Origin of the sequence: Thermoplasma acidophilum DSM 1728 (genome assembly GCF_000195915.1) — an archaeon.
Taxonomy (GTDB): Archaea; Thermoplasmatota; Thermoplasmata; order Thermoplasmatales; family Thermoplasmataceae; genus Thermoplasma; species Thermoplasma acidophilum.
Genome location: NC_002578.1, coordinates 1,493,905 through 1,520,182, shown reverse-complemented (window position 1 = coordinate 1,520,182; position 26,278 = coordinate 1,493,905). Strand labels below are relative to the sequence as shown.

Below are 26,278 nucleotides of genomic sequence, written 5' to 3'. Positions count from 1 at the left end.
TCGCTGAACTATATTGATACTGCGAACATGATCACCAGTTTGAAGAAAGAATACCCATGGCTCTACGAAATAAATTCGCAGTCATTGCTGATGTCTTTGCGTTTTCTTGATAATGCATTCAAGAATTTCTTCCATAAGAATGCGGAACACCCGAAATTTAAGAAGAAAGGCAAGGACGACTACTTCGCGGTGCCGCAGCATGTATCGATTCAAGGAAACAGGATATGCTTCCCGAAGTTCAGCGAAGGCATATACTTCAGGGGATCGAACAGGAACCTATCGGAAATAAGGAATGTAAATCAGGTAATCATAACAAAGGATGCAGGGGATTACTTCTGTTGGATATACTAAGGGACAGGCAATTTGCCGGAAAAGAAGCCCGTTACAGCAGAAAATTCAGTCGGCATAGATCTTGGCATAGAAAAATTTGCCATTTTGTCCGATGGTATAGCCGTTGAAAACCCAAGATTCATAAAGAGGGTGGAGAAGAGAATTAAGAAATTGCAGAAACAGATTTCAAGAAAGAAGAAGGGATCAAAGAACTATGAAAAGCAGAAGATAAGGATACAGAAGAAGTACAGGAAATTACGCAATTTGCGTGATGATTTTCATGATAAGGTATCCACCGCGATAGCCAAGCGTTACGATACCATATTCATCGAAGACCTGAACGTGAGGGGGATGCAGAGAAATCACCATCTTGCAAGGAGCATAACGGACGTTTCTTTCTATTCCTTCAAGGAAAAATTAAAATGGAAAGCAGATAGATACGGAAAGAACTTAATCGAAATAGGCAGGTTCGACCCGTCATCGAAGTTATGTTCAAGGTGCGGAAATATAAAGAAGGACCTGAAGCTTTCAGATAGAGTGTACAGCTGTGATGCATGTGGTCTAACAATCGATAGGGATTACAACGCATCTCTGGACATAAGGAAGATAGGATTGGTGAAAGTAGGGCTGGTGCCGCCCGAATTTACGCCTGTGGAGATCGCTACTTCGGGCCTGGACGGCATATACCCCTACAGGCAGATGTCGGTCGGTGAATCAGGAAGATCCGAAGCTTCAGCTGAGGAGTAGCTCACCGTGGGCTTTCATCGGATGTACATAAAAAAATATAACGTTCTATCCGGTATATCATGCGCTGCACTTGTTCCGATCAAAGAGATATCAGATGGTAGCGTACGCGATAACGGGATCCGCCCTCTGGGGCTTATCAGGCACGGTATCATCCATCCTGTTCAGCCGATACGGCATGCCATTCTCAACGCTTGTGACCATCAGGATGGTATTTTCCGGCCTTATACTCCTAGCCGCAGGCAGAGGCTTCGTGGGTAAAAAGGATCTTCCGATGTTCCTCGTATTTGCCATACCCGGCCTCTTCGGCGTGCAGATACTGTATCTCGCCACCATATCATTTTCAAACGCTCCGGTGGCCACACTGCTCCAGTTCCTGTTCTTTCCCATGGTGGCCGTCTACGATTACATAACCATCAGGAGCCTCACGGTTTCCTCGCTGATCCTCGCTTTGATCTTTTCCGTAGCGGGCATATATGAACTCACCACTGGATTTCCCCTTGGAGGCACTGCCCTAAGGATAAGCCTGACCGCGCTGATCCTAGGGCTGGCAACCGCGGCAACGGCCGCGCTCTACACGGTGACATCGGCAAGGATCGTGAAGGAGTATGGAGGTCTCAGGACCGTGGCCTCTGGCATGATGGTGGGCGGTCTCGTATCACTGCCGCTCGGTTCCTTTTCGGGCGTACCGTATTTCCACGGGCTTGGCCAGGCAGACGTGATCCCCGTGCTTGCCCTGACAATTTTCGTTATCGTATTCGGGACCTCCATGGCATTCTACCTCTACATAAACAGCATGCGGTACATAAGCCCCGTGGAGGCTGCCGTATCTGGCACGTTTGAGCCAGTTGCTGCAGCAATGTCATCATACCTGCTCCTTGGAATAAAACTGAGCGCAATGCAGTATCTCGGAGGCGCTCTTATAGTCATATCCATACTTGTGATAGTCATCTCAAAGAACAGGAGAGGCTGATGTACTGATATATATTCGAATCATTTTCTATATTGAATCCTGCGAAATATAACGGTACGCAGGAATGTTCAAATAAATATGAGCGATGCCTGATTTCGCTTCACAGGAGTGAATGATGAAGAATTCTACGCTGATAGCCCTGAGGTCATTCATTGTTTCAGCAGGCGCAACTGCAGCGAGCAGTTTCATAGGGGTATTCGGTGTATTTCTCGGTGCCACAGCAGTGGAGATGGGCTGGCTCCAGTCCACCGCCAACGCGATCTCAAATGGGGGCCAGCTGTTGTGGGGGCGCATCAGCGACAGGTTCGGCAGAAGGAAGCCATTCCTGATCTCAGGAAGCATAGTGCTCGGCGTACTCTGGTATCTTCTGACAACAGTTAGGACTCCAGTGGGCCTCATCATAGTCTACGCGGCAATATCGCTGTTTGGATCGCTGATAACCGTGAACTGGTTTTCCCTGATAGCTGATCAGGTGGATAGCTCTGTCAGGGGCCGTTTCCTATCCATAGTGAACATACTGAGCTCAGCTGGAACGATAATATCGCTGATCGTCATGGTATTCCTCTTCCACGGTACGGTCACGAGGGACATATTCATACCATTCTCGGCTGCAGCCGGATCCTATATAATTTCTGCAGTACTCATGTCGTTCCTGCGGGAATCCGGATCGGCCAGAAAATTCGCTGGAAGCCTCATAAGCACTCTTAAGAGTGCAAGAAGGGAGAACAGGCTATTCTATAGGTATTTCATGGCAATGAACGTTCAGGGTTTCTTCTGGTCCATGGCGTGGCCGATGTTCCCTATGACGATCGTCCTGGTGATGCATTTCGATCTATCGCAGGTTGCCATACTCACCGTGGCCTCTCTTTCTACCTCGGTCCTGGTTCAGTACGCCCTTGGCAGGATAACGGATCATGTCAGCAGGCCTCCACTGATCTTCGGAAACCGCCTTCTGCTCAGTGCAATACCCCTCATGTACGCTTTTTTCACCGATTTCAGGGATTTCATGGTGCTGGAGGTTTACAGCGGCATCCTTGGATCCATTCAGAACGTTGTCATGAACTCGTATCTTCTTGACATCGTTCCGGAAGGGCACAGGGCAGAATACATATCGATAATAAACGGCTTCAATGGCCTCATATACCTGGTAGGTGCTCTTTCCGGCGGTTACGTTCTGGCATTCATGGAAGCACTGTTTCCCATCAGAATAGCGCTCATGTATTCATACATGGTCGTATTTCTTGGAAGATTCTTGTCGGCATTTCTTTTCATTGGGCTGAAGGAGCCGGATCAGAGGGGCAGGGCTCCACTTAGCCTGTATTCCCTGATACTGAGGTTCAAGCAGCCGGGAAGCCCGTCAGGAGGTACGATGAGATTCAGATGAACGCACAGCGCATTCATGCAATGATCATGCGTCATGAAAAGGCGCATCATCTGAAACCAGGTGCGTTTAATTCTAGACAATATCATGTACTCTCAGGGGATCTTAAGTGTCAGCACCGGATAGATTGCGGATTTTCAGTGATCATAACCATAAACAAAATATTAAAAGTGGATATTTTAGGGATTTTCCATCTATTTTCTCATCCTTTCGGATACGGCCATGGCCAGAAAGATCAGAAACGCCATGTCATCTGATCTCAGGATCCTTATGAGATCCATAGTTTTAACAGGCTTGGCCGATTCTGACCGTGACTTTGCCTCTTTGATCGCTGACGGCAGAGGCCCCAGCATCTTCGCAACCGATTCTATGTCCTCATCGCTCATGGCGGATATGGGCTGCAGGAGAACTGAAAGCTTCTTCAGCGCTGTTAGAAGATCGTAGAATTCCATCTTCGTAGTGTAGTTGAATATCCTGTCGAAGTTGCTGACAAGATAGGACAGCGTTTCCGTTAACCCACTGTCCTGCATTTCCTTCAGCAGGTTAAGCGTCGGCCTGAGTTCATCCATAACATCCAGAAGTTTCTTCACATCCTCACCGTTCTGATCCATCTCCATCACCTGCTACCGTATATTGAAGAGAGGAAGTTGACTTCGTAAAGATCGTGGGCAAAGCGGAACAGAGGATCATTCCCTATCATTCTGCACTCCGGGAATTTGACCTTTGGGTCCGTAAGCTTTCCGGCAAGATCGCAGTAGGAGAATACACCGGATCCGCCCGTGGCTATGATGCACACGGCTACCTTGTTGTATTCCATGAATGGATACCCGGCAATCTCCTCTGCAATTGCAGATGAAACCGTATCGGCCTGGAAATGCGCCAGTACCCCTGCCATTCCTATCTGTATCGTCGGCGCGATCACATCGCCTATGGCGAAAACATCCTCGTACTTGGGATTCCTGAAGTCCCTGATGTTGGTCGCAGCCCATCCTCTAGGCGATCGCAGATCATCATTATTTTTGATGAAATCCGGCGGCAGATGCGGCGGAGCCACGATTGAAAGGTCGAAGCCAACGGTTTCTCCGTTGTCCATTATTGCACGCTTCTTTTCAGCATCAACGGATGATACCCTGCGCCCGTAAATTCCTTCGATGTTCCTGTCATCAAGCATCTTCGAGAATGGTTCAGAAAGGCCTGGGCCATACATCTCCATGGGTCTGGAAACGGGATGCGCAACCGTTATCTTCACCTTGTCCCGGATGTTCTTCCTCCTGAAATAATCGTCAAGAAGCAGAGCCATCTCCCATGGCACAGGCGGGCATTTGTACCATTGGGTCGATACGCTGATGAGTACGTTTCCACCTTTGAAGTTCTTCACAGCATCCCTAAGCCTCAGCGAATCCTCCATTGTCCACACACTGTGTGTTGCCTCGTGTCCTTTGAGGGATGAAGGATCGATGCTCGGACCTGGGGACATGATCAGATAATCGTACTGATAGCTGCCACCGGACGTTTTTACGACCCTGTTGGCGGCATCCACAGATATGACAGTGTCCTTTACTGCCCTGACACGACTGTCATTCAGCTGTGAAATGTCTCTGGATATCTCCTCCGGTTTCTTTTCTCCCAGTGCAAGGAATACGTATGAGGGCTGGAAGTCCGTTCTTCCGGTCTGATCTATGATCGTGATCTCAACATCTTCATTGCTGAGTGCTCTTCTGAGCTGGCTAAGTGATATGCCGCCTCCGGCGCCTGCACCAATTATGACTATCTTTTTAGGCATATGATTCATTATCATTTTTCACCTTATAATGATTATTTAATCATAATTGTGAAAAGTACAGGCGAATTGAATTTGAAAGCATAACTTTATCGATCATGTCCTGATCGTAAAAGCATGAATTTTGAAGGACTCCTTTTTGGGCCCGTACCTTCACGCAGGCTGGGTTTCAGCCTTGGCGTCAACAATATACCGAGAAAAATATGTTCGTATTCCTGCGTGTACTGCCAGATCGGACGCACCATCAATTTCTCAATAAAAAGGCAGGAGTTCTATTCCACTGATGATATACTTGATGCACTGACTAGGAAGATTGAAGAAGTCCGGACGGGTGGCGGCCGCATAGACTACGTAACTTTTGTACCGGATGGAGAGCCCACGCTTGACGTTAACCTCGGAAAGCACATAGAAGCGATAAAATCAACAGGGATGAAAGTCGCAGTCATCTCCAACGCTTCTCTGATCGACAATGAAGATGTTGCTTCAGATCTGATGGACGCTGACTGGGTCTCGCTGAAAGTGGACGCCATAGACGATGTGAAGTGGAAGATCATAGACAGACCCCATGGCAGCTTGAACCATTCGATCATACTTGACGGCATACGGAAGTTCTCAGAGAAGTATCACGGCATTCTGGCCACGGAGACCATGCTTGTCGACGGAATTCAGGATCTTGGCGAAATCCATATCATCGCTGAATACCTCTCATCCCTGCGAAAGCTGGATCTGGCGTACATATCCGTTCCAACTAGGCCGCCTGCCGAGGAATATGTGAAACCACCGTCGGATGAACTGATCAATGCCGCATTCCAGGTATTCAACAATCATCTTGGCAATACAAAGGTTTCACTGTTAACAGGATATGAAGGTTCAGAATTCTTCACAGGCGAGAGCTTGGAGGATGAGATCCTGAACATACTTGCCGTCCATCCCATGCGTGAGGACGCGCTGCTGGAGGTTATCGAAAGATCTGGCGAATCGGCCGAATTTGTGGATCATATGGTCAAATACGGAAAAATATCAAAGGTTCCATACATGGGTAAATTCTTTTACATACTGCCGCCAAAAATTGAAAGAATTAAACCGAATTCATGAAGAGGCCTGTGAGTACGTCATTGTTTATGAAGTGCAGGGGCACAGCCAGCGCATCGTCGATGTAAGAGGCTATGCCGACGGATCTTTCATACCCGTTTGCGCCGAAAAGCCTTGATGCGGTCACAGCATTCTCTATTGCCTTTTCTGTTGCAAACACCTTTGCGGCGTACGCCAGTTTTATGTCATCGTTGATGGCTGCACGGTATATTAGAGCGCTTGCTGCCTGGCCGTTCGTGTACATGTGCAGGTACCTGTCCTGGACGACCTGAAATGAAGAAAGCGACGAGCCGTTGATCTTCCTTTCCCTTATGTGTTCCAGGGCATTTGCATTCAGCACATCCATGATGCCCAGCGATATTGATGCCGCACCTATGGTGAAAACCTTGGCTATCGTCGGTATTATCTTTATGCCCTCGTTTCTGTTCCCGAGTACCCTATCCTGTCCGGTTTCCACGTTTTCGAGGAAGATCTCTCCCCATCCTATCCCCGGCATTCCGCTGCCTTTCAGGGACGCCGATCTTGATACGCCTCTGTCATCGGATCTTAGGATGAAATCGGTGAATGCCGGTTTTTCTGAATCGGATCTTGCCATTATGATGAACGCATCTGCATCCGAAGCCATGGTTATGAATGTCTTCGATCCGTTGATGACCCAGGCCTTCCCATCGAATTCAGCCTTTGTCTGCACTGCAGAAGCCGTTGCCCCGGATGCAGGCTCGGTTATTGCTATCGTTGCCAACAGCCTTCCATCGGCCATCTTCTCTATGTACTGCGATTTCTGATCTTCGCTGCCCATCCTTGAAAGGGCATAGGCCGCAGCCACATGCGTCACATATAGCCACGCCAGGGACGGTGATGCCGATGCAAGCTCTTCAACGATGAGGGAATACGAGTAGCTGTCCTGGACTCCAAAGCCAGGTATCATAACGTTGAAGAAGCCATTCTTTCCCAGTTCTCTCAGGATATCCCTTGGAAATCTATCATTCTTGATTTCATTCAGCCCTGGTACCACATACCTTTTCACAAAATCCTTTATGCTTGTTCTCAGAATCTGCTGTTCTTCTGAAAGGCACATCATCTTGCATCACTTTTGAATTATTATTAATGGATAATCGAAACGAAGTATTTATTACTTTTCCATAATATGAATTATCGTCATATATGTGAATAATTGCCACCAACGCTTACTACAACATAATCAGAATACGCACAGCGGAATTTGTTAGAAATTATGATAACGTTTGGATAATTCGGAAATAGGCTTCTCTTTACTCGAAAACGCTGGCCGTATCCTTGGCCATGGTAACCTTTTCATGATAAGCGTCCAGTATCGATCTGAGCGTGACTATGCCCTTGAACTCGCCGTCATCCACTATGGGGCACCAGGTTGTCTTATTTCTCATCATGACTTCCCAGGCCTCCTCGGCGTTGTTAGTGGATCTCAGGTACGTTATGCCTCTTTTTATGTATGGGCTTACTGGTCCGCTTGTTGCCTCTGCGATATCGAATAGGTATACCGCACCGATCAGGCGCTTGTAGAGCACCACAGGTACAGCCGCAATATCATTTTCCTCCATGATCCTCTTTGCCTCTTCTACGTCTGTGTCATCTCTTATGCTGACATCCTTGCAAGTCACTTCCTTGAGTTTTATGTCAAGCAAGACCGGCGTGTTGAATTCGCCGAAGTGTGCCGGAGAGCTCCTCCTGTCATCGACCTGATTGTGGTATATTGAGTACTTGCCAGAAACCAGATATGATATGAAAACCGCTATCATCGCCGCAGGAAGCAACTGCAGGCTTCCAGTCATCTCGACGACCATGAGTATCACAGAAAGTGGGACCTTTCCGGCGGCACCGAAGAACGATATCATTCCTACTATGACGAAGGGCGTTATGATCGGAACAAGAGATGGCGTTGCGTAGTGGAAGGCGAGGCCAGCCACAGCTCCAAGTGATGCGCCTATGAATATTCCAGGAGCATAAACTCCTCCGCTTCCACCGGAACCAACGGTGAAGGAGGTTGCAAATACCTTGACGAAGGGCAGCGCGATCAGTATTATGAGTATGGGGATGCCGAAGGTTGGAAAGTACTGGAATTTCTGGAACATCAACAGGTCAACCCAGCCATACCCCGTGGACATTATTTCGGGAAAAGCAAGAGCTATCAATCCGGTGACAGCACCACCTATGACCGGCTTATAGTAGTTGCTTATGCGCATCCTCTTGAAAACAGAGACCATGAAATAGAAAAAGCGGACATAGAATATTGCGAAGAGCCCAGAAATGACGCCGAGTATGGCATAGTACGGTATTCTTTCAACGTTAAACGATCCGGTGTAGTATCCGAATATGGGCTCAAAGCCAACAACCGAAGCGAAGATCGAGTATCCTATGGCATTTGCCACCAGTGATGGATATATTGCCTGGGTCTCGAGATCCCTCTTGTATAGTATCTCAGCCCCAAGCATGGTACCGCCTATCGGAGTCTTGAATATCGTTCCTATACCTGATCCGATTCCTACGGCTACCGCTATGCGCCTGTCTGAATCGCTAAGGCCCAACAGATCCGCAACCATGGATCCTAGGCCAGCAGATATCTGTGCTGTTGGGCCCTCTCTTCCCGCGCTTCCGCCAGACCCTATGGTTATGGCTGATGCTATGGTCTTCACAACAGGTATCCTGCGCCTTATCTTCCCCTGATTGTTGTGAAAGGCCCTTATGGCGGCATCGGTACCGTGGCCCTCAGCCTCAGGTGCAAATGTATAAACGATCAAGCCGGAAAAGAGCCCACCAAGGGCCACCGAAACAGGTATGAGGTAAAAGTACCGCACACTGTAAAGGTATACAAGGGATCCGCCTTCCCCTAACGGCCTCGGGAGGGCTATTCCGACCATCCTTGTCAGAAAAAGGTATTCGAAGAGCCTGATGGCGTAATAGAATGCAAGAGCGCCGAGGCCGGATATTATGCCTATTATTATGCCCATTATAAACCATTTTTCGAAATAGGGAAGCGAAGAAAGATGAAATCTGAAGCGCATTTGCTTAGATATTATGTTGAAATATTAAGGATTTTGCGCATTCTTTTCGATAACAATAATCAATCTCGTTCATCCTGCGGTAGGAAGTATTGCATTGAAACGGTCAGGATCCGGATCACTGAATTTATAGAGGGCCGAAACGGTTTAGTGGATACTGAGAAATACACGGCCATGCTACGGAAGATCCATTACCGTATCGTTTTCTACCTTGCTCTTTGAAACGTATGCTGGAAAGTGCGCTGACATGAGGATGCTGGACGAAAACACTCCGGTCCAGCCTCTGCCATTGACAAGATACAGATCACCGTATTCGGAACGGGATGCGTTATGGGAGAAATAGAGGCGTTCTTCGATCATCGTGAATTTATCAAGGGCAACAACGAGGAGGTTCGTCAATTTTCCGAATACGCCATTTTTTAAAGATTCGAAAATGGCTCTTTCGAACCTTTCCTTCACCGTTCCGGGGAACGTCATGATATATGAGAGAAACAGGCCGCTGTCTGTGTTGCGATCATAGCATTTCGGATCGCAATTCGCTATTCTGTGTTTGTCCAGCGATCCATTGTGGGCGAGCAGCACTATATACCTTTCGTCCTCCGCATAGAACGGGTGGGAGAATGCGTTCCCCAATGGTTCTCCAGGAGAGGCCTTTCTTGCATGTGCCAGAACAGTTCCGGAAGAAATGATGGTTGGTACGCTGTCTTCGTATACTGGCCTGCTGTGTTTTTCGAATCTTATGGAACCATCGCTCAGCATAGCCATGCCCCAACCGTCGGAGTGGCTTGTCCATGTGGAACCGGCCTTCACAAGAAGGGGATCATTCTTTGCGGTTTCACTGAGGGCCAGGAACAATCTGCCAGCGTCTTCTCCGAAATTTCCATGGCACAGGAACATCCTGCACATGAGAAGTTATCATCACGTTCTGGATATACCTTATCGAATCAGGATCAATGGCAATGGAGAAACGAATCAGTTGCGCACCGAAATTGTTTTGATAACCAAACGATCAATGCGGAGCCCTGAAAGTTTTCCATTTCAAAATATTCGGATCGTATATAATTGATGTTTGTCTCCAATTGAATAAGAAGCATTAAATATTTAAATTTCGTAAAACATATATGAAAATAAGATACGCACGGCTTTTCGTATCCGTCATATTACTTGCGATACTGCTTTTTGCAGGTTTTTCCTCCATAGGCCCTCTTCCTCCCCTAATTCGCCTGGCAAACCCTTCAAGTGGGGTATTCTCGCCTCCGGCATACTTCTACGCTCCAGGAAGCCAGAAGGTGCAGGTTGAATTTTCAAACGTTTCAGCCACGGTTCTTGTTTACAGGCAGGCCGACGGCTTCATAGGCATCGCAAGCAACAGTACCCGTGCCGTTTATTACGAACAGGGCTATCTGGAAGCCGAATACAGGCTAGCACAGCTTGATTTCCTGAAGCGGACTGCACTGGGCAATCTATCGGCCATAGCTGGCCCGTCCACCCTGCAGACAGACATATTCATGAGAGAGCTGCAGCTCTACAACACAGCAATTATGGAAAGGCAGAACCTGAGCGCTGACAATATGACGTACATTTATCTTAAATCGTTTGTTCTGGGCATCAACGCATACATAGGCAATTTGACGTATTCGAAGCTGCCCCTTCTTTTCAAGATACTCAACGTGGAACCTCACAGATGGAACGTCACGGATGTGCTGGCTGTCCAACAGCTCTTCCTGTGGGAGAACAGTGCCGGCGGCCTTGATCCAATATACTTTAACTTCGCACTGCAGAAGATGCCTGAATCTGTCATAAAGGCAATATACCCTGCATATCCTGCTGGAGTTCAGAACCCAATAGTTCCGTATTCGCTGAACCCGAAGGTATACGATGAAACGGGCGACATAGCCAATCTGAACCTCAACGTGCCCTACGTCAACCTTTCAGATTCGGCTTATGCAACCATAAATTCCTTCTACACGTCGGCAATGTCTGGGCTTGCAGAGGTGTCATCGCTGTTCACGGGATCATATGCAACAGACCAGCTCAGCATTAACTACACTGTCTTCCACGACTTTGGGAGCAATGACTGGGCTGTGAACGGGATAAGGACGTCAAACGCATCTGCCATCCTGGCGAACGATCCTCACCTAACCACAAGCGTCCCGTCGATATGGATGGGATTCCAGCTTGTATCTCCCGGCATGAACGTCATCGGTGTAACATTCCCGGGCTTCCCCGGTATAATACTGGGCCACAACCCATATGTGGCATGGGGCGCCACCAATGGACAGATTCAGGAGACCTATTTTTACGCGGAACAGACATCGCCAGATCATCCGGGCGATTACCTTTTCAACGGTTCCTGGGTGCCTTTCAAGGTTGAGAATGAAACCGTGCTCGTTAAAGGGGAAAAACCGGTACACATTGAAATAGAGGTTGCGAAGAACGGGGTTGTTATAAATGACAGCTTGGGCGTGCCAGTTGCAATGGACTGGACCGGCTACATTCCAACATACGAGATAACATTCTTTCTGAATATTGACAGATCGCATTCAGTGATGCAGTTTGTCCAGAACCTCACAGAGTACTTCAAGGTGGCCATACAGAACTGGGCAGTGGCGGATAGTTCAGGAAACATAGGCATATTCCCCTATGGCCTCTACCCAGTCATCGAGAGGGGCAACCCAAGGGGCATTCTACCTGGGAACGGATCGTACGACTGGACGGGATTCGTTCCATACAGCGATCTCCCGTACCTCTACGATCCGTCCAGAGGTTTCGTGTTCTCGGCAAATCAGATTACCGTTTCGCCTAATTATCCCTATTATATCGGATGGGATTACGAGTCCGGTTACAGGGCAGACCAGATATACACAATGCTGAACTCAACCTACGGCTTCAACTATTCGAAGATGGAAAAGATACAGCTGACGGTGCATGATTTCACAACAGACATATTCTTAAAGCCGCTGGTGAAGGCCCTGAATTCAGATGGCCTGAGCGACACACCCGAATACTCTGCCCTCAGCTCTTGGAACGGCAACATGGACATCAATTCAACTGCGGCCACCATATACTATTTCTTCATAAGGGACTTTGTCAGCACTGTGTTTGCCCCATGGTTTTCCTACTATGGAATAAACGCAACCGACGGCATGGGCCAGACATCGTTTTTCCTTGGCACAGACGACTACTACCACGGGCCGCTCATAGAGGATCTTGTCAACTGGACGATGACGGATCAGAACGCTTCGTTCTTCAGCAATCCCGTGACGGGACATAAGAAAAATGAGACCGCGGACATGTTAAGTGCTTACAGCCAGGCCATCAGTTATCTGACCGATAAATACGGCCAGTACTCATCGGCGTGGGAATGGGGGAACATACACAAGAGATATCTGTCAAGCTTTTTCGGGATCTCTGCAATGAACACCCAGGAAGTACCGGCTGCAGGAGACGGAAATACTGTGAATGCTGCCTATGGCACCATTTCTGACTTCGGGCCTTCATGGCGCATGATCGTGAATATGAGCGATCCTGCTTCCGGCATAGGCATTTACCCCGGAGGGATATCGGAAAACCCACTCTCCCAGTACTATGATAATACATTCATTGACTGGAATAACGGTGTTTACTTCACGCTCATAAATACTGAGGCGCCATCCGCATTCTTCTACCTCTACAGGGCAGGTGATTCACCATGATGGCCGCCAGATCCAAGGGATACGGTGCAATAATCTCGGTGGTGATAGTATTCCTTTTCTCACTTATACTGGCATATGCCGGATACTGGTACATGATCATCGTACCTTCAGCGGTGGCCGGCCTCTTTGTTTCGAAACTCGGCAGAATAGCAGCCTATTCTCTACTGTCTCCAGTAGGCGTTCTTGTTGCCATGTCTCCTCACCTGGCATACGGAATCAAGCAGGCCTCCTTATTCTCCGCGGTAGCTGGGATACCAGGAGGGCCGGCCTTTCCACTGATAATACTCATCGCTATGTCGTACCTGTTCGCTATGCTTCCCATGGCAGCCGTATCATCATTCTTTCCTGAAAAGACCCAATAACACATATTTTTTTTATCCTGCGATTTATTCTGATGAACACTTCCATTCACTTAGCCAAAAGTGGTGCTGGATATCTTAATTATTTGATTCTCGGTCGCTGCAATGTCAATGAAAATACGATTTTCGTCTTTGATGATCTTCTTGAAAGTGCCTTTCAGCGAGATTTTCGATCCTTTCCTATCCAGACGGGCTTTCAATAAATTTAATTCGGCCATCAACATATATATCAATTGGAGTTTTCTCCACAACTTCCCCGTCCATTTCTACGAGCTGGCCTTTGCTGGTTACGCTGACGCTCACCGTTCTAAAACTATGCGCATATCCTCCTATTCAGGTAACTGCCATCATAGATCGTACGAAAGTTCATTGCTGATCTGATCCTGGAAAACGGCTTCAACACATGCACATCCAACAGGCCGTCGTCTATTTCTGAATATGGAGAAGCTAACATTCCCCCTCCAAAATACCTTCCGTTGGCGAAAATTGCCTCTATGGTTGGAAATTCATATTCCTTTCCATCCATGATCAGCCTCAGGTTAAACGGGTGCATCTTCGAGAGCATATAGAAGGCGCCGAACTTGAAAGATCCCCTTCCGAGGTATTTGTGCGAATTGACATAATTCATAACCTCTGCACCGAATCCTATTTCGAGTATGTTTATGAAGTACCTCCTGCTCTGGTTGGCGAATTGGGCTGCGACGAGATCGACCTCTCTTGTCCTTCCGCTCTTTATTGCTTTTAAAAAATCTGAAATGTTTCTAATTCCGATCGTCTTGCCGAAATCGGAACCGGTACCCATGGGCAGTACTGCAATGGCCAGATCCGTATTTACTATGCCATTGACTACCTCGTTCAGGGTTCCGTCGCCGCCACAGGAAACCACCGCATCAAATTCTGCTTTTGAAATTCCCTGGCTATTTCTGTCGCCTCACCCTGCCGCTTGGTAAATTCGTAAGCCTGTTCTCCCATACTGTCGAATAGAATTTTCCTGTATTCATCCCATCTGGATAAATACACTGGATTGCTGTATTGAAATCCGTCTCTATGGTCTCCCTGAGCAGACCATTAAGAGCTCTTTCCACGAGACCACGTTGAAGGGTCTGTCCAGGTCTTTTAATCTCAAACCGCAAGCCATACTGATTATTCTGGCATTTTTTAACCTATGGATTACGTAATTTGCCCACCCAAATGAAACATTGGTTTTTCTGGAAATAGAAAGTATACTGGATGGTTTGTCAGCCATTGAGGAACAGATAATTTTCCAAGCCTTTTCTGAAGTAATCTTCAATTGGCTAGTTTTTACGTGTTGGTAATAAGCATCTACCCCAGACTCAGCGAGCAATACGGACAAATACTGATACAATTTTGGAGGGATAAGCAAAGTTTCTACACCAAGCTTTTTGGCAAGCTGATGAATGCTGTACTCTATCGTTTTTCCAGCACAAACCAGTTTTAACTCTTTCGTACCCACCGCTTGATTATTTATTAAGTGTGAAATGGCATATATTATGTATAGGACATCTTCAATTTTAGACTTAATTTCTACAAGCGTCAAAGTACCTTTAGAGTCAATGGCTAAATCTATAAGCAATTCTATTTCTCCTACAGATATCGGATAAGATTGGGTTATTTTTGCATCAGGTGAGATCTTGAGTTTCTCAAGTATAAACTGATAGATTGGTTCTAGGTTTTAATTCAAGATGTATGCGTATTTAACGATGTTTTATTAATATATCACTGATGGCTATCACTGTTAGGAGATATTTCAGATATCTATCAGTGATAAGAATTCAAAATAAAAACTAGTGGACCGGTCGGGGTTTGAACCCGAGGCCTCCTGCTTGCAAAGCAGGCGATCTACCGCTGATCTACCGGCCCCTGATTAAGGGAATTTCAACAAGGCTTTAAAATTATCGATGCTATAGCCCTCTGTTGACAGAATCAGAAAGGCAGTGTGGAATAGATGAGGCCGGTCGTGGCCCAGTTATAGGACCAATGGTTATATCGCTGGTGTGTTGTGATCTTTCATTTCTTAAGGAAATAAGGGTAAAGGACTCCAAGGCCCTGACCAGGAAGAGAAGATCAGAACTGTTTGAAAAGATCATGGGAAGATGCTCTGTTAGGTACAGGATACTCCATCCAAAGGATCTCAATAGGATGATGGCTGCCGAATCTCTGAACAAGATCGAGGAGGACGAGATAGTGGATCTGCTTCGTTACGCCGATGACCTGGTATACATAGATTGCTACGACGTGATAGAGGAGCGGGCACAGGAAATAATCCAGATGAGATCAGGCAGGCAGGTTGTCTGCAAACATAAGGCAGATGCCATATTTCCTGCAGTTTCTGCCGCTTCCATAGTATCGAAGGTCATAAGGGATGCGGAGATAGACAGGCTTCACGATAGATTCGGTGACTTCGGATCCGGATACCCATCCGATCCAAGGACGATAGATTTCCTGAAAAAATACCTAAAGGAGAACCAGGATCCATCCGAAATTGTGAGGATTCACTGGTCTACGGTTCAGCGTTTGCTGCATTCAGAAAAAAATCAGAAAAAATTATTTTAATCCAGAGCGAACTTGTATCCGTAGACGATCACTCCGGTATCTCCGTCCTCACCCATGCGCCTGAAAACGGCATGGACGCGTTTTCCTATTTCAACCTCTGAGGGATCGCAGTCAACGATCTGGCCCGTGATCATCGGGCCCTCCTCAGTCTTTATCAGGGCGAGAACGTATGGCTTCTGCCTGGAGAACCTCGGCGGAGCCTCATGCACTATGGTGAAGCTCTCTATCACGCCTTCTCCAGAGAGCTCCAGATCCTTCATCTTGCCTATGGACTCCCTGTGGCATGTTGGGCATACCTCCCTTGGCGGAAAGTATACGCGCCCGCAGTTCTCGCACCTGGTTCCCATCAGCCTGTACCTGTGCTCGCTTTCCCTCCAGAATCTTGATAGCTGTCCCATGATCACTCACCCACTATATGGACGACGGACGTCGCCCCAGTTCCTGCCATGTTGTGAAGCATTCCATACCTGGCACCCTTGACCTGCCTCTGCCCGGCCTTTCCCTTTAACTGCAGATATGCCTCATAGAATTGCGATACTCCCGTTGCACCGAGCGGGTTTCCCTTGGCCTTTAGGCCTCCAGACGGGTTGACAGGCAGGCTCCCGTTTATCTTTATTTCTCCGAGAAGTTCCCTGCCCTTGCCCTTCTCCGCAAAGCCAAGATCCTCAAGTTCAAGGAGCCCGTATATGCTGTATGAATCGTTGAGTTCAAGGAAGGATATGTCATTCTTCTTGATCCCTGCCCTTTCGAGGGCCTGCTTCGAGGCGATCCGCGCAGATTCCAGCGTGTATATTGATTTCCTGCTGTGCAGTGCAAGGTAATCCTCCGACATGGCGGAGCTAACTATCCTTATTCCGTCCAGCCTGTTCTTCTTTCTGTACTCATCAGATGCAAGAATGATTGCTGAGGCCCCATCAGAGATCGGAGAGCAGTCGAAGACGTTCAGCGGCTCTGCAACCGGATCGCTGTTGATAACCTGTTCCACAGTTATCTTGTTTCTGTACTGGGCATCCGGGTTCATGGAGGCGTTGGCATGATCGTTAACAGCGATCATCGCAATATCCTCCCTGGGCACCTTGAAGTCGTGCATGTATCTGCGTGCCGTTATTGCCGCTAACGCAGCCGGGGTAGCGCCATTGAAGCTCTCCCACTCCCTGTCGAGTATGGAGGACTGCACGTCTATTATCTCAGATCCGTATATGTCGGTCATCTTCTCCACACCGCCAACCATGACCACGTCGTATTCGCCGGACTTTATGGCCAGATAGGCCTCACGCACCGCCGCGCCTCCGGACGCAGTCGATGCCTCGACCCTTACTGCCGGCACGTGCGTTTCCGCTATTCCGGAGAAATCCGCCGCAAGGGCAGCGATGTTGCTCTGCTCGTTTATAGTGCCTGCAAGGCTGTTGCTGGCATAGAGCATCTGCAGATCCCTGGAATAGATGTTTGCATCCTTAATCGCCTCAAGTCCGGCCTCAACGGCCAGATCCCTGAGCGACTTATCCCAGAGCTCACCGAATTTTGTTTCTCCTGCCCCAATGATGTACACATCACTCAATGCCATCACCCACTATTATCTTCTTCTTGTACTTCGCGTAGATTGCGTAATCAACCCACTTCACATTCTCAAGCATCTTCTTTATGGTCGGCGCCCTGTTCCTGTCCATCTCCTCGATCCTGTCAGTCACAGTTATGTCGAATGCATCAGATCCTGCGCCGGATCCGAATGAAACTGCCAGTATGTGGTCACCGGGCTTTGACACATCCAGTATGGAGGAGAGGCCGGTCATCATCGATCCTGAATAGGTATTGCCTATGTACGGAGTGAGAAGGCCGTCCTTGTACTGCTTCTCCTCGAAGCCCAGCATCTTTGCGGCCCTGGTCGGGAACTTCCCATTTGGCTGGTGGAACACAACGTAATCATAGTCCTTGGGCTGCGTTTCCATGCGTTCCATCATCATCTTTGCCGCCGTGATGACGTGCCTGAAGTATGCAGGCTCGCCCGTGAACCTCTCTCCATGGCTCGGATAGGGCTGGCCCTCTCTCCTCCAGAAGTCTGGCGTATCGGACGCTACGGAAAGTGTCGAATTTATCTCGGCTATGGTATCATCCTTTCCTATGATGAAAGCTGTACCTCCGGCAGATGCAGAATACTCGAGGGCATCGCCGGGAGCTCCCTGTGAGGTATCCGCACCGATGGCAAGCCCGTATTTTATCATGCCGGAGTCAACCATGGCCTTTACGTTCTGCATTCCAGCGGTGCCTGCCTTGCACGCAAATTCGTAATCTGCAGCGAACAGTGAGAAGTCAACGCCTATGGCCGATCCAACAATTGTCGCCGTTGGCTTTACAGCATAAGGGTGTGATTCAGAACCGACGTATATGGCTCCGATCTCCTTGGGATCTATCTTCTTTCTCTTCAGTGCATTCCGAGCAGCCTCAACGGATATCGTGGCGACATCCTCGTCCGGTGCTGGCACGGATTTGCTGAGTATGTATATGCCATTCTTTATATGATCCGGGTTCTCTCCCCATACCCTGGCTATCTCATCCGGCTTTATGCGATACCTGGGTATGTATGAACCGTAGGTTACAATACCTGACATAGATTATGGAATTGCTTGATGTATTTAAAAATTGGCGAACTCAACTTCAACGTTCGCCGAACAGATCCCTGACCTTTACAGCCTGGCCATCCTTGAGCACGAAAACATCATCTTCGTAATCTGCATCTATGGCCAGGCTTCTCCTGTTGCCGGTCGGTATTATGAAGTAAGATCTCTTGCCGTTCCTGCCATTCAGAACCAGCCTCACCTTCTTGTCCATCTTTCCGTCCGTTTCATAGCCGTATATCACGAAGGATCCTGAATCGATGAAAACCCTCTTCTCAATCTTGCCTCCCTTCGTTTCGGTCTCGTACTCCTTCATGCATGCATCATGATCTGCGGCTTAAAAATACATGCTACTGCGAAAGCTAGTCGTTACAGTGCGCATGCTCAAACCGATCGCTTTTTACCGGCGATTGCATGATCTGCTGTGATAACGTTCAGGAAGAGGGTTGAGATCGAAGCAGATCCAGCCGAGGTATTTAGGGTGATATCCGATCCCTGGAGAATAACGGAGTTCTGGAAGGGAACCAGGCAGGTTATTGAAGACGGCGATTTCTACAGAATAAGATTCGCCTTCCCCGCATGGGGCCTCATGTCCTTTCATCCAGATGCTGAAAGGATGACGGTGCTGACATCCTATCTAAAGGGGCCTGTTCGTGGTTCAAAGGTTGACGCGGTGCTCGTCAGTTCAGGGAAAACTGTTCTGCAGACGGAATGGAATGTGAGGCTTTCATTCTATCTGCGCCCATTTGAGCGAAGAATAGCATCGCACTTCGAATCCGGTGCGGATCATGCAATAAATAGGATAAAGGAATCGGTGGAAAAGGATAAAAAGTAGATTTAAGAAAGTATTTCGAAGTTGCGGTCTCCGTTCTGCCTCTTGACCATCCAGTTTGGATATATCTCCCTGTTCTCTGAAATTTTGTCCAGCCTTTCAATCTGTTCCTTTTTCAGGTTAACATTTATGCTTTCCAGATTCTCCTGCAGCTGCTCCATATTCCTTGCGCCTATGATCGCAACATGCCCCTTGGACACGATCCAGGCAAGCGCAGCCTGTGACATGGTGCAGCCCTGCTCCTGTGCTATGTTCCTGACCTCGTCAACTATGTCCCATCCATGGACCTCGTCGAAGTAGGGGAAGAAGAATCCGCGGTCACCCATCCTCGTTCCTGAAGCAGGCTTTTCTCCTCTCCTGTATTTGCCCGTTAGAACTCCTCCGTGCAGAGGGCTCCAGGAAAGAAGCGTCATGGACCAGTACTTCATGAGCGGGAGAACCTCGTGCTCTATATCCCTGTTGAGCAGGCTGTAATTCATCTGTGCGCTCTCGTATCTTGCATAGCCGCGTTCAACGGCCATGGCCTGGAGCGTAGCCATCTGCCACGCTGTGAAATTGGAAACTGCGGGGTATATCACGTATCCGGAATCAACGAAATGTTCCATGGTCGATAGAAACTCATCGAATTCACCGTGCAGATCCCAGCCATGGTACTGGTATATGTCGATCCATTTCGTGTCCAGTCTCTCAAGGCTCTTCCTGATCGCTATGGACATGTGATGCCGGGAAAGCCCGCTTTCATTGATTCCATTTCCGGTTCTACCCCTCACCTTTGTAGCTATCATGACCTGATCTCTGTACGGTTTCAGGGATTTTCCCAGCATTATTTCGGAATCCCCCTCATCGTAGACATCGGCAGTATCGTATAGGTTTATGCCAGCATCAAACGCCGCCTTTACCATTTTATCCGATAGTTCCTGCGTGACGCCTCCAAGCTTCCACCTGTTCTTCTCACCCAGCGTCATCGCTCCGAATGCCAGGACCGATACAAATGATGCAGTTTTGCCGTATCTGACATATTTCATGATCGTTCCCATGTTTCGATCCTATTTCACGTTTTTGATTGCACATGCTTACTTTTTTGTCCTAAGTTGCCATGTTTTATTATGAATTATTACGTGGACATGCAGCATGATGATCTAAACTACGAATATCTCTACGGAACCACATACCCGCTGATGAAGAATGCCGGTAAGGCGGTGGCCGACGCCGTGATGAAGAACTACCCTGACGCAAGGACAGTGTGTGTTGTTGCAGGTACCGGAAACAACGGTGGAGATGCCATAGTTGCCGGATCGATACTAAGTGCGAAGTACGATGTCAGGGTTCTTATCGTCACCGAAGTTAGATCCGAACTGGCAAGGCGTGCACTATCCGAATACGGCGGCAGGGTGATCGGCCTAGATGGCATGGAGGAGTGCATGAAATGCGATGTCATAATCGACGGTATATTCGGAGTGGGGATATCGGGAGATCCAAAAGATCCATACAGGAGCGTGATAGAGAATATAAACAGATCCTGTTCTCATGTGGTTTCTGTGGACATACCATCCGGCCTGGGAACCAGGTACGCGGTGAAGCCGGAAATAACCGTAACGTTCACGATGGAGAAATACGGAATGAATCAGGATAACAGCGGGAAAATAATCGTTGCGGATATAGGGATACCTCCGGATGTTAGGAAATATGCCGGCCCGGGGGATCTACTGTACTATCCAAAGCCAGATCCATCCTCTCACAAAGGCATGAACGGCACCCTCGCAATAGTGGGCGGCTGGGAGTTCCACGGATCATCCGTCATAGCCGCTCTCGCCGCTGAAAGGATCGGCCTTGATCTCGTCAGGGTGTTCGTATCCCCGAGAAACTACCAGATAGTTTCAGGATACGATCCGGGAATAATCGTGCGGCAGGTCGAAAAGCTGGACGAAAAGAAACTATCAGAGATCTATGGAAATTCAGCCATACTGCTGGGGCCGGGCATGGGGAAGGGCGATGATGCCATGGAAGCAGCACGGAAAATCGTATCGGATTCCAGAGTGCCAATGGTTGTTGATGCCGATGCGCTTGATGCCGTTGGAGCGTATTCCGGGAGCTTTGCCGGTCGCAAGATTATCATAACGCCACATAAAGGCGAATTCAGGCGCATATCCGGGTTTGAACCGACCGAAGAAAATGCAATATCATATGCAAGAAAGAAGGGGCTTATAGTCGTTCTCAAGGGCCAGGTCGATGTGATAACAAACGGCGAGGAGGTGCACTATGCAAAGGGCGGCAATGCAAGGATGACGATGGGAGGCACGGGAGACCTGCTGGCCGGCATAATCTCAGCGTTTCTGGCAAGGTCCGTCGATCCGATGAGGGCATGCCTCATGGGCACCTACCTGAATAAGGCCCTGGGTGAGGCAGCCTATTCCAAACACGGCTACTGGTACACGGTGACCGATATGATATCGGAGATACCCGGTGTCATGGGGAAATACATTAAAATATAGATGAAAGCTAATACATCCATGGATACGGGCGCAGGATCGAGCCTCTACGATGCATTTGCAACCGTTGCAAGAGAAAACGAAAGCAGGGTTGCCCTCTACTTTCTGGGAAAACCGCTGACGTATCATGCTTTAATTTCAATGTCTGATTCTCTTGCCCACAACCTTGATGAGATGGGCGTGGACAAGAGTGCGGCGATCTTGGCAGGAAATTCGCCGCAATTCATAGTGTCGATTCTTGCCCTGAATTCACTAGGCCTTGGCGCAGCCCTCCTCAGGCCTGGAGAATCGCCAGAGGAGTACGGTGCAGAGTATGTGATAGCAAGCGATTACATGATGAATTACAGGGAATTCAACTTCAGGGATCTTTTCCTGATAAGGGACGAGGATTTTGCGCCGTACGGAACTTCACTCAAATATTATTTCAGGGAATACCTGGGAGAAAGGCCCGATCTTATGTCAAGACCGGGAGTGCACAGGATATCGGACCTGGTCTTCGACAGGGTTTCCTCACCGGAGAGACAGCGGAATGCAGATGGCGTGGCCATAATCAAGAGAACACAGAAGGCTCAGTCACAGATCCTTTTGAAGAACAGTGATATTCTGTCATCCATTCAGGATATATCGAATTATCTGGAGGGCTTCAGAAAGAACATTGTTGTTTCTTCTTCGCTATACCATCTTTCAACGCTACAGTTCATCTTCACGGCCCTCCTCAATGGAGGCACAGTAAACCTTGTTCCTGATTACATCGATGCAAGCACAACCATGAAGCTTGCAGAAAAGCTCGAAAGCAATATGGTGCTTGGAAATTCCAACCTTTACGGGCAGATCATCAGAAAGAAGATCGGAATTCCGAAATCCATAAGATTTCTTTTCCTCCTTGGCGAAGACTTCACGGCAGACTTCATGTCCAGCTTCCAAAACCAGACAGGGCGTACCATAAAGGTGGGATACGATTTGACAGCCATCGGAGGGTGTGCCACCCTGACGCCGATTGACTCCGATTATGATGGAAGCATCGGCAAGCCCCTTTCAGGGGTTAAAATACGGATCACGGACAGATCCGGCAGGGATGTGCAGCCAGGTGAAATAGGATTGATTGAAGTTTCTTCCATGCATTTCGCCGGCGGATCTGAGAACAGCTATTACAGCACAGGCGATCTGGGCTTCATGGATGCTGACGGGAGGCTCCATCTGGAAAGGTCAAGGCGGATGATCATAAACGGGACGCTGATAGATCCGGAACCGATAGAAGCGGAAGCACTGAAGGTGCCAGGTGTCAGGGACATGGCCATGGGGATGCAGTACGATTCCGGCCTTCCGGCTCTGGTGGCTTACGTTGTCGCAGATGACCTCAACGGAATCAAGAGATTTTTCAGTACAAAGGTGCCGCCGTACCTTCGTCCCTCAAAATACGTTCAGGTCAGGAAGATACCCAGGAGCCCGGCTGGCAAGGTGATCCGCGATCAGATCGTGGATGCCGGCAAGCAGGGCGAACAGAAGGTTTCTGCCAGTACCTGATTTCTTATTCCGCGTCTGATGAATCTGCGGACAGGCATGGGATCGGAAAAATTGATAAAGATATATACCATACGCTCACACCGGAATCGCCAGAATGATGGCTGCAGGATGAGCCTCAAATGAGGTATGTTTAGAAAGCTCTGGCCTGTCCGTAAAGCCCAGATCCTGCCGCATAGTTTCTGGAGCCGTGGTAGCTCAGTTGGGAGAGCGCCAGACTGAAGATCTGGAGGTCGCTGGTTCGATCCCGGCCCACGGCATACTTCCAAAATTGATCTATTTTCAGTCTTAATATTATAGAAGTGAGAATATTTATATAAGGGTATGAATATACTCAATGAATTTGAACAGGGAAGGCTTATGAATTTAAGCCTAGTGACCGCAACGCAGAGCTGAGCTGCGCTTGATCAGGTTAAGATGATATCTGGTTCGGCCAATTCAGATTGATCTATCGTTCCAATTCATCAATTCTTGTATGCTCGGACAAGCGAGATCAAATGCGTCTATTAAAGTTCAGAATTCGTCATTCAGCGAGTCTCCAATAGAAGAATATGTAAATGTTCCATCTTAATAGGGAATTTTCAAAAAATTTTCTGAAGGAGTTGCGTATAGTTTAAATAAAAATATAAAATATCTTGTCGGTGAGTGTATTTGGTTAAGCTAGAGGAGCTTGATTTCAAGCCAAAGCCCATAGATGAGCATTTTCTTGAGAACGACAAGGACTATCCCGTGACCGGTCAGCACAATGGCCATGATGTAAGGGCCGAGGGAATGCAGAGGCTGGATGCCGACGGAAAGCCCTATCCCACAAAGCTGGGCATACATGGTACCCATGTTGCAGTTGACTGGGACTGCTGCATTGCAGATGGTGCATGCATGGATGTCTGCCCTGTCAATCTCTATGAGTGGAATCTTAATCCCGGAAAATCAGGTACGGGAAACGACCACAAGATACAGAAGGGCAGCGAGGAGTGGAACAAGTACAGGACAGACAAATGTGATCCTGTCCGTGAATCGGATTGCATATTCTGCATGGCTTGCGAGAGCGTCTGCCCTGTGAGAGCAATAAAGATAACTCCGTAAATATCAAATCCATTTTATTTTATATATCTGTTCATTCGTACTCATGGCTTTTGATATATTTTTGCACAATAAAAACTCAACTTTATTTACGATTTAATGATCAGTGCTAAAATGATACCTGGCAGGATGAACTCAAGGGAGATGCGCCGGCTGATGGCGCAGATGGGCATAAAGTCCACAGAGATGGACGATGTTACGAAGGTTATATTCAAGGGAAAGACGAAGGATTACGTTATCGACAACGCCCAGGTTACGATGATCGAAGCACAGGGCGTGAAGACCTTTCAGGTTGTCGGTACAATGAGGGAAGTCCCCAAGGAGCCCGAAGAGAAGAAGGAAGAGTCCTTCCCAGAGGATGACATAAAGCTTGTTATGGAACAGGCGAGCGTTTCCAGGGAGAAGGCGATAGAGGCTCTGAAAGCGTCTGGCGGAGAGCCTGCTCAGGCCATAATGAACCTGATGCAGAAATGATAGATTATCAGGAAGTACTCAGCAGATACAGGCCAACGCAGGAAGAAGAAAATAAGCTGAAGATCATATCAGATGATATTATCCGAAAGATAAACAGCATCTGCAGATCAAGAGGACTCAGGGCCGAAGCCGTTATAGTAGGATCATATGCAAAGGGCACTAATCTCAGGGACGGGGATCTGGATATATTCATAGCATTTGATCGCGATTATCCCGAGGAAATAATCAATACGGAGGGGCTTCACATAGGTCACGCCGTGATCCCCAATGGAAGGGAGAAATACGCGGAGCATCCCTATGTCAGCGGCGAGATTGGCGGTGTGAAGATCGATGTTGTTCCCTGCTACAAGATGAGCTTCGGCGACAAAAAGATAAGCGCAGTTGACAGGACGCTGCTTCATACAGAATACGTGAATGGGCATCTAGACGAAAAGGGCAGGGATGAAGTCAGGCTTCTGAAGATATTCACAAAATCAATAGGGGTATACGGAGCTGAGGCCAGGACATTTGGTTTTTCCGGATACCTGTGCGAGCTTCTGGTGATCAGGTTCGGAAGCTTTGAAAACGTCATAAGGTACTTTTCAAAGGCCAAGGGGAGAGTTCTCATAGACCTTGATGAACGCTTCCGTGATCCGATGGTGCTAATAGATCCCGTGGATCCTGACAGAAACGTTGCATCGCCGGTGAGCCTTGAAAGCCTTTCCAGAATGAAGATTGCAAGCAAAATGTTCCTGTCATCGCCAGACGAGGGTTTTTTCCAGATCGAACACAATGGAAAGAACGTGCAGTATCATGATAGGGGTACCTGTATCATGATATACTCGCTGCCGAAGCCAGATCTTACGGACGACGTTATCTATCCTCAGGTGTACCGTTTCAGATCCGTCCTGCAGAAGATAATGGAATCCCATGAAATTCGTGTCATATCCTCAGAAATTGACGTAAGCGACAGAATATATGTGTTGATTGAAACACCAGCATGCGCCGAGGAAAGAATACGGGTTCACACTGGCCCTCCGGTGGATACGGATAATGCAGTAGACTTTGTCAACAGCTGGAAGGCAAGGGACAGATCGCGCGGGCCTTATATTGTGGCTGACAGGCTGTATGTGGACGTATTCACCGGGCAGCGGAGCATAGAGGATATAGTCAGGCAGGAAATTTTCAACTATTCCATAGGAAAGAACCTGGATCGTTTTAAAAAGTCAATGGAGATAATGAAATTCAATGTCGGCATGAAATCTTTGCCAGTACTCGATAAATTCTTCGGTGCAGATGTATTCAGAAAATAGCCGAATATGTTA

General features: G+C 48.0%; 26 protein-coding genes and 2 tRNA genes. 15 read left to right on the top strand and 13 right to left on the bottom strand.

Going from position 1 to position 26,278, the window contains the following annotated elements; genetic code table 11:
* Positions 1-39: 39 nt before the first annotated feature.
* The 4 genes from TA_RS07915 to TA_RS07610 all read left to right on the top strand — a co-directional run bounded on the left by TA_RS07915 (position 40) and on the right by TA_RS07610 (position 3,431).
* A complete protein-coding gene (locus tag TA_RS07915) occupies positions 40-351 on the top strand; it encodes a hypothetical protein (RefSeq protein ID WP_156778558.1) in 312 nt (103 codons plus the stop codon).
* A gap of 12 nt (positions 352-363) precedes the next feature.
* Positions 364-1,077: an RNA-guided endonuclease InsQ/TnpB family protein gene (locus TA_RS07910; RefSeq protein ID WP_010901871.1), complete on the top strand. Its 714-nt coding sequence runs from the start codon at positions 364-366 to the stop codon at positions 1,075-1,077.
* A gap of 94 nt (positions 1,078-1,171) precedes the next feature.
* Complete coding sequence (locus TA_RS07615; RefSeq protein WP_156778557.1) at positions 1,172-2,047, top strand: EamA family transporter; 876 nt, start codon at positions 1,172-1,174, stop codon at positions 2,045-2,047.
* Between the two features lie 112 nt (positions 2,048-2,159).
* Positions 2,160-3,431, top strand: coding sequence for an MFS transporter (locus TA_RS07610; RefSeq protein WP_241761839.1), 1,272 nt, complete (start codon positions 2,160-2,162; stop codon positions 3,429-3,431).
* 191 nt (positions 3,432-3,622) lie between these two features.
* On the opposite strand, the gene TA_RS07605 is transcribed toward TA_RS07610, so the two are convergent.
* Together TA_RS07605 and TA_RS07600 are read right to left on the bottom strand one after the other, a co-directional pair.
* Positions 3,623-4,039, bottom strand: coding sequence for a hypothetical protein (locus TA_RS07605; RefSeq protein WP_156778556.1), 417 nt, complete (start codon positions 4,037-4,039; stop codon positions 3,623-3,625).
* Between the two features lie 5 nt (positions 4,040-4,044).
* Positions 4,045-5,211 (bottom strand): NAD(P)/FAD-dependent oxidoreductase, encoded by a 1,167-nt coding sequence (locus TA_RS07600; protein WP_156778555.1) that lies wholly within the window; start codon positions 5,209-5,211, stop codon positions 4,045-4,047.
* 114 nt (positions 5,212-5,325) lie between these two features.
* On the opposite strand from TA_RS07600, the gene TA_RS07595 reads away from it, so the two are divergent.
* The gene (locus TA_RS07595) at positions 5,326-6,303 is read left to right on the top strand and encodes a radical SAM protein (protein ID WP_010901866.1); all 978 of its coding nucleotides are present in this window, start codon (positions 5,326-5,328) and stop codon (positions 6,301-6,303) included.
* Here the strand turns inward: TA_RS07595 and TA_RS07590 are convergent.
* The 3 genes from TA_RS07590 to TA_RS07580 form a co-directional block, all read right to left on the bottom strand.
* Positions 6,287-7,381 (bottom strand): acyl-CoA dehydrogenase family protein, encoded by a 1,095-nt coding sequence (locus tag TA_RS07590; RefSeq protein WP_010901865.1) that lies wholly within the window; start codon positions 7,379-7,381, stop codon positions 6,287-6,289. The two genes, TA_RS07595 and TA_RS07590, sit on opposite strands and share 17 nt — an antisense overlap.
* 190 nt (positions 7,382-7,571) lie before the next feature.
* Entirely contained in the window at positions 7,572-9,341 is a 1,770-nt protein-coding gene (locus tag TA_RS07585) for a chloride channel protein (RefSeq protein WP_010901864.1), read from the bottom strand.
* Between the two features lie 174 nt (positions 9,342-9,515).
* Positions 9,516-10,244, bottom strand: coding sequence for a class II glutamine amidotransferase (locus TA_RS07580; protein ID WP_010901863.1), 729 nt, complete (start codon positions 10,242-10,244; stop codon positions 9,516-9,518).
* A gap of 215 nt (positions 10,245-10,459) precedes the next feature.
* On the opposite strand from TA_RS07580, the gene TA_RS07575 reads away from it, so the two are divergent.
* Together TA_RS07575 and TA_RS07570 are read left to right on the top strand one after the other, a co-directional pair.
* Entirely contained in the window at positions 10,460-13,033 is a 2,574-nt protein-coding gene (locus tag TA_RS07575; RefSeq protein WP_010901862.1) for a penicillin acylase family protein, read from the top strand.
* Entirely contained in the window at positions 13,030-13,395 is a 366-nt protein-coding gene (locus TA_RS07570; protein ID WP_048162170.1) for a hypothetical protein, read from the top strand. Before TA_RS07575 ends, TA_RS07570 begins: the two co-directional genes overlap by 4 nt.
* 310 nt (positions 13,396-13,705) lie before the next feature.
* Here TA_RS07570 and TA_RS07565 read toward each other — a convergent pair whose 3' ends face one another.
* From TA_RS07565 to TA_RS07555, 3 genes are all read right to left on the bottom strand, one after another.
* Positions 13,706-14,278 carry a diacylglycerol/lipid kinase family protein gene (locus TA_RS07565; protein WP_010901861.1) on the bottom strand — a complete coding sequence of 191 codons (573 nt, stop codon included), beginning with the start codon at positions 14,276-14,278 and terminating at the stop codon, positions 13,706-13,708.
* Between the two features lie 159 nt (positions 14,279-14,437).
* Positions 14,438-14,950 (bottom strand): hypothetical protein, encoded by a 513-nt coding sequence (locus TA_RS07560; RefSeq protein ID WP_156778554.1) that lies wholly within the window; start codon positions 14,948-14,950, stop codon positions 14,438-14,440.
* A 251-nt stretch (positions 14,951-15,201) separates the two neighbouring features.
* Positions 15,202-15,273 (bottom strand) — tRNA-Ala (locus TA_RS07555).
* A 54-nt stretch (positions 15,274-15,327) separates the two neighbouring features.
* Here TA_RS07555 and rnhB point away from each other — a divergent pair.
* Positions 15,328-15,966 carry a ribonuclease HII gene (gene rnhB / locus TA_RS07550; protein WP_010901860.1) on the top strand — a complete coding sequence of 213 codons (639 nt, stop codon included), beginning with the start codon at positions 15,328-15,330 and terminating at the stop codon, positions 15,964-15,966.
* Here rnhB and TA_RS07545 read toward each other — a convergent pair.
* Genes TA_RS07545 through TA_RS07530 form a run of 4 tightly spaced genes read right to left on the bottom strand, consistent with a single transcriptional unit; the run spans position 15,963 to position 18,894 of the window.
* The gene (locus TA_RS07545; RefSeq protein ID WP_048162166.1) at positions 15,963-16,364 is read right to left on the bottom strand and encodes a Zn-ribbon domain-containing OB-fold protein; all 402 of its coding nucleotides are present in this window, start codon (positions 16,362-16,364) and stop codon (positions 15,963-15,965) included. The genes rnhB and TA_RS07545 overlap by 4 nt on opposite strands.
* Before the next feature lie 2 nt (positions 16,365-16,366).
* Positions 16,367-17,530 carry a thiolase domain-containing protein gene (locus TA_RS07540; protein ID WP_010901858.1) on the bottom strand — a complete coding sequence of 388 codons (1,164 nt, stop codon included), beginning with the start codon at positions 17,528-17,530 and terminating at the stop codon, positions 16,367-16,369.
* Positions 17,517-18,572: a hydroxymethylglutaryl-CoA synthase gene (locus TA_RS07535; RefSeq protein WP_010901857.1), complete on the bottom strand. Its 1,056-nt coding sequence runs from the start codon at positions 18,570-18,572 to the stop codon at positions 17,517-17,519. The genes TA_RS07540 and TA_RS07535 overlap by 14 nt, the downstream gene beginning before the upstream one ends.
* A 46-nt stretch (positions 18,573-18,618) precedes the next feature.
* Complete coding sequence (locus TA_RS07530; RefSeq protein WP_010901856.1) at positions 18,619-18,894, bottom strand: hypothetical protein; 276 nt, start codon at positions 18,892-18,894, stop codon at positions 18,619-18,621.
* Positions 18,895-19,002: 108 nt separating this feature from the next.
* Here TA_RS07530 and TA_RS07525 point away from each other — a divergent pair, with 108 nt between their 5' ends.
* On the top strand, positions 19,003-19,413 hold the full coding sequence (locus tag TA_RS07525; RefSeq protein WP_010901855.1) for a hypothetical protein: 411 nt from the start codon (positions 19,003-19,005) through the stop codon (positions 19,411-19,413).
* Between the two features lie 2 nt (positions 19,414-19,415).
* Here TA_RS07525 and TA_RS07520 read toward each other — a convergent pair whose 3' ends face one another.
* Complete coding sequence (locus tag TA_RS07520; RefSeq protein ID WP_048162440.1) at positions 19,416-20,435, bottom strand: aldo/keto reductase; 1,020 nt, start codon at positions 20,433-20,435, stop codon at positions 19,416-19,418.
* A gap of 81 nt (positions 20,436-20,516) precedes the next feature.
* Here TA_RS07520 and TA_RS07515 point away from each other — a divergent pair, with 81 nt between their 5' ends.
* The 6 genes from TA_RS07515 (at position 20,517) to cca (ending at position 26,266) form a co-directional block, all read left to right on the top strand.
* Entirely contained in the window at positions 20,517-21,902 is a 1,386-nt protein-coding gene (locus tag TA_RS07515; protein WP_048162164.1) for a bifunctional ADP-dependent NAD(P)H-hydrate dehydratase/NAD(P)H-hydrate epimerase, read from the top strand.
* A gap of 18 nt (positions 21,903-21,920) precedes the next feature.
* Positions 21,921-23,423, top strand: a complete 1,503-nt coding sequence (locus TA_RS07510) for a class I adenylate-forming enzyme family protein (RefSeq protein WP_162053273.1) — start codon at positions 21,921-21,923, stop codon at positions 23,421-23,423.
* Between the two features lie 184 nt (positions 23,424-23,607).
* Positions 23,608-23,680, top strand: a tRNA-Phe gene (locus TA_RS07505).
* 391 nt (positions 23,681-24,071) lie between these two features.
* Positions 24,072-24,503 carry a zinc-containing ferredoxin gene (gene zfx / locus TA_RS07500; protein WP_052295737.1) on the top strand — a complete coding sequence of 144 codons (432 nt, stop codon included), beginning with the start codon at positions 24,072-24,074 and terminating at the stop codon, positions 24,501-24,503.
* 111 nt (positions 24,504-24,614) lie between these two features.
* Positions 24,615-24,974, top strand: a complete 360-nt coding sequence (locus TA_RS07495; protein WP_010901850.1) for a nascent polypeptide-associated complex protein — start codon at positions 24,615-24,617, stop codon at positions 24,972-24,974.
* A complete protein-coding gene (gene cca, locus TA_RS07490) occupies positions 24,971-26,266 on the top strand; it encodes a CCA tRNA nucleotidyltransferase (RefSeq protein ID WP_010901849.1) in 1,296 nt (431 codons plus the stop codon). The genes TA_RS07495 and cca overlap by 4 nt, the downstream gene beginning before the upstream one ends.
* Positions 26,267-26,278: the final 12 nt, after the last annotated feature.